Source organism: Streptomyces sp. NPDC001732 (assembly GCF_053596315.1).
The window spans coordinates 1-3,565 of record NZ_JBSFFY010000168.1 but is presented as its reverse complement, the minus strand read 5'-3'; the positions used below and the strand labels follow the sequence as shown (position 1 = coordinate 3,565).

At 70.5% G+C, this 3,565-nt stretch carries 4 protein-coding genes; 3 read left to right on the top strand and 1 reads right to left on the bottom strand.

What is annotated here, in order from left to right:
- Positions 1 to 76 (top strand): adenosylhomocysteinase (locus tag ACWCXX_RS40985; RefSeq protein ID WP_351584125.1); only part of this gene is annotated, 76 nt, incomplete at its 5' end.
- 206 nt (positions 77 to 282) lie between these two features.
- Entirely contained in the window at positions 283 to 894 is a 612-nt protein-coding gene (locus ACWCXX_RS40980) for a hypothetical protein (RefSeq protein ID WP_451136366.1), read from the top strand.
- 142 nt (positions 895 to 1,036) lie between these two features.
- Here ACWCXX_RS40980 and ACWCXX_RS40975 read toward each other — a convergent pair whose 3' ends face one another.
- Complete coding sequence (locus ACWCXX_RS40975) at positions 1,037 to 2,020, bottom strand: RDD family protein (protein WP_451136364.1); 984 nt, start codon at positions 2,018 to 2,020, stop codon at positions 1,037 to 1,039.
- A 120-nt stretch (positions 2,021 to 2,140) separates the two neighbouring features.
- Here ACWCXX_RS40975 and ACWCXX_RS40970 point away from each other — a divergent pair, with 120 nt between their 5' ends.
- Complete coding sequence (locus ACWCXX_RS40970) at positions 2,141 to 3,148, top strand: stage II sporulation protein M (RefSeq protein WP_451136362.1); 1,008 nt, start codon at positions 2,141 to 2,143, stop codon at positions 3,146 to 3,148.
- The last annotated feature ends 417 nt before the right edge of the window (positions 3,149 to 3,565 follow it).

Here is a 3,565-nt window from a genome sequence, read left to right as displayed (position 1 = left end):
CCTGCGCCCGGAGCAGGCCGCGTACATCGGTGTCGAGGTCGAGGGCCCGTACAAGCCCGACCACTACCGCTACTGACCCCACCACCACTGACCCCGCCCGTCGGCGACCGTGCACATCACCGACCGGTCGGTGACCGAACACGTCATTGCCGGTCGGTGACGCCCGGCCGCTGACAGACGGAACAGCCGCAGCAGCAGTCACGAACGCAGGCCCCCGCACCCCCGTGTCGGGGGCCTGCGCCGTACCGCACCCGCTCAGCCAGAGGAACCCCGAAGGACCCCATGCCCCGCGGCCGATATTCGCTCCACGATCTCCACGATCACACCCCCCTCGGCGAAGAGCACTTCCAATGCGCCCCCGGCCCCTCCGGCTGGCGCTACATCTCCCGGACCACCACCCCCTCCGGTGATCACCTCGGTTCCGTCGACCTCACTCTCGACGAGCTCGGCCGCCCCATCCGCCTCGAACTCCACGCCGCGAGCTGGCAGGTCCGCGGCGCCGCCCTCGAAGGCGTCACCTGGGTCCGCACCGACCCGACCGGCACTCATGCCACCGAAGGCAATGTCCGCGCCCACGCCTTCACCGGCACGTCCCCCGCGTTCCTCATCGCGACCGCACGACTCCTGAGACTCACCCCCGACTCGCCCGCGACCCGCGTACGCCTGGTCGCCTTCACGGACCCGGTCCTCGCCCCCCGGACCGTCGACCAGTCCTGGGCCCTGGTGAACAGTGAAGCGCACACCACTGACAACGGCCCCCTGACCGTGGACGAATACCAGGTCAGCGCCCTGGACACCGGTGAGCGGCACACCGTTCACATCGCCGGCGACGTAGTCCTGGCAGCCCCCGGCATCGAGCTCGAAGACCTGGACTCCCCGCCCTCGTACAGCTGAGAACACGGCAGCCCCGGGCACGCGGCGTCCCTCAGCGACGGGGAACTCGCAGCGAGAAGCGAGAGGAGAATTCCCGGCCCCGGACGGCTCCCAGCACCGGATCCCTCTCGGACCTGCGGCAGCTTTCAGGCAAGGACAGCTCTCAGGCGGGCGGTGCGAAGCCGGTGGCAGCAGGCGGCGGCGTCCGGCCGTCCGCCACCCCCGCGGCTTGCTCCGGCGTCTCAGCACGCGCGGCCCACCCTGGCGCACCCGCCCCGACGCCTCCCACGGCAGGCCCGGATGCCACCGGCGCCCACCCGGACGCCACGCCCCCCGACCCACCGGAATCACCCCGGCGCACGGCCCTCTCCCGCTCGCTCTCCCGCGCACTCTCCTGAGCCGCGGCAAACACCCGCCGGGCGTCCCGCGCCTGCCGCTCGTTCACCACCGCGGCCAGATACGCCCCGGCCGGTACCCCTTCGGGCACCGGAACCCCGGTCCGTTCCGCCAGCTCCCCGGCCAGCCGCTCCGCCATCGAACGGCCCACCTGCGCATCGAGCTGGTACATCCGTGTCAGGTACTGGCGGACGGCCAGCCACAGGGCGTCCGGCACCCCCGACAGATCCAGCCCCGCGAACCGCCCGACCAGCCACGGTGGCGGAGGCGGCACAGCAGCCGCCCGCGAGGCCGGCACTCGTTCCCGTACGACGAGCGTCCCCGCGAACACGTCCCCGAGCCGCCGCCCCCGGGCCGACACCAGCGAGGCGACACAGGCGACGACCCCGAGCGTCAGCAGGATCTCGACGACCCCCATGGCCCCGCGCACCAGCACGTGCCGGAACCGGATCGGCCCCCCGTCGTCCCGGACCACCCGCAACCCGCACGCCAGCTTCCCCAGCGAACGCCCGTGGCTGAGCGTTTCCACCGCGATCGGCCCGCCCACCAGCACCAGCAGGAAACTCGCGACGGACACCGCAGCGAGCGCCGCATCGTCCAGCGTCGCCGTCGCGACGGCCAGCCCGATCGACACCAGGACGAACGCCGCCCCCACCACGGCGAGATCGATGGTCAGTGCCAACGCCCGGCTCGGCAGCTTCGCCGGCTGCAGCCCCAGCACGACCGCGTCCCCGGTCACGAGCTCACTCATCGCCGCCCCATCCTTCGCCGATCGTCCCTGCCCCTCGGGCCCTCAGTCTGCCAAGCTGGCCCGCAGCGCGCCGCCGTAGTACGAACCCGTACGCACCCATGCCTGGAGCAGCAGCCGAACATGGATCTCGATGTCTTCGTGACCGCCCACCGTGCGGAGTGGGACCGCCTGGACCAGCTCCTGCGTCGCGGGCGCCGCCTCACCGATACGGAAGCCGACGAACTCGTCGAGCTCTACCAGCGCACGGCCACCCATCTCTCGCTTCTCCAGTCCAGCGCCCCGGACCCGATGCTCACCGCCCGCCTGACCCAGCTCGTGGCGCGCGCCCGGTCCACGGTCACGGGCACCCGCCGGGCCTCCTGGCGCGATGTCACACGCTTCCTCACCGCCGGTTTCCCCGCCGCCGTCTACCGCTCCCGGCACTGGTGGATACCCACGGCCGTGCTCTCCACGGTGCTGGCGGCGGTCATCGGCTGGTGGATCGGTACGCATCCGGAGGTCCAGTCGGCCATCGCGGCCCCGGACGACCTCCGCCGCCTCACCAGTCCCGGCGGGGAGTACGAGACCTACTACTCCAGCCACCCGGCCGCGTCGTTCGCCGCCCAGGTGTGGACGAACAACGCCCAGGCCGCGGCCATGTGCCTGGTCCTGGGCGCGTTCCTCTGCGTCCCTGTGATCTGGATCCTCTTCATCAACGTGCTCAACCTCGGGGTCGGCATCGGCCTGATGTCCTCGGCGGGCCGGCTCGACACCTTCATGGGTCTGATCCTCCCGCACGGCTTGCTCGAACTCACCGCCGTCTTCGTCGCCGCGGGCACGGGGCTGCGCCTCGGCTGGACGGTCATCGACCCGGGCCCGCACACCCGGCGCTCGGCCCTCGCGCAACAGGGCCGGGCCGCGATCGGCATGGCCATCGGCCTGGCCCTGGTCCTGTTCGTCTCGGGCGTGATCGAAGGCTTCGTCACCCCTTCCGGCCTCCCGACCTGGGGTCGCATCACCATCGGCATCACGGCGGAGCTGGTCTTCCTGGCCTACGTCTACGTCCTGGGCGGCCGAGCCGCACGCGCCGGTGACAGCGGCGATGTCGAGGCCGCGGAGCGCAGCGCGGAGCTCCCGGTCGCCGCCTGATGTGCGTACGCCCCCGCTGACCTGCTAGTCTCTCCTTCGCCCAGGAGGCTGTTGACACAGCAGATCTGGGGAGGTAGATTTTAACGGTTGCGTCGGACTGGACAGGTTCGACCTCGATGGTTAACATCTACTTCGCTCTCACCGGAAATGGAATTTCCGCAGAGCCATTGATCCTCTTACTTCGAATCGTGAAGCCGATTTCTCGGCAGAATGTTTCTGGTAAAGTCGGGTCCGCCGAAAGGCAAAAGACCACTTCGACGGTCGCTGGAATTCGAAATCCGGTCCGGAAACGGGACGGGAAAAGGTTCTGGTAGAGTCGGAGCCGCCGGAAAGGGAAACGCGGAAGCGCGGAACCCGGAGGCGGATCCCGGTCCGGCCGGGAATCGGGCCCGGAAGGGTCTGATAGAGTCGGAAACG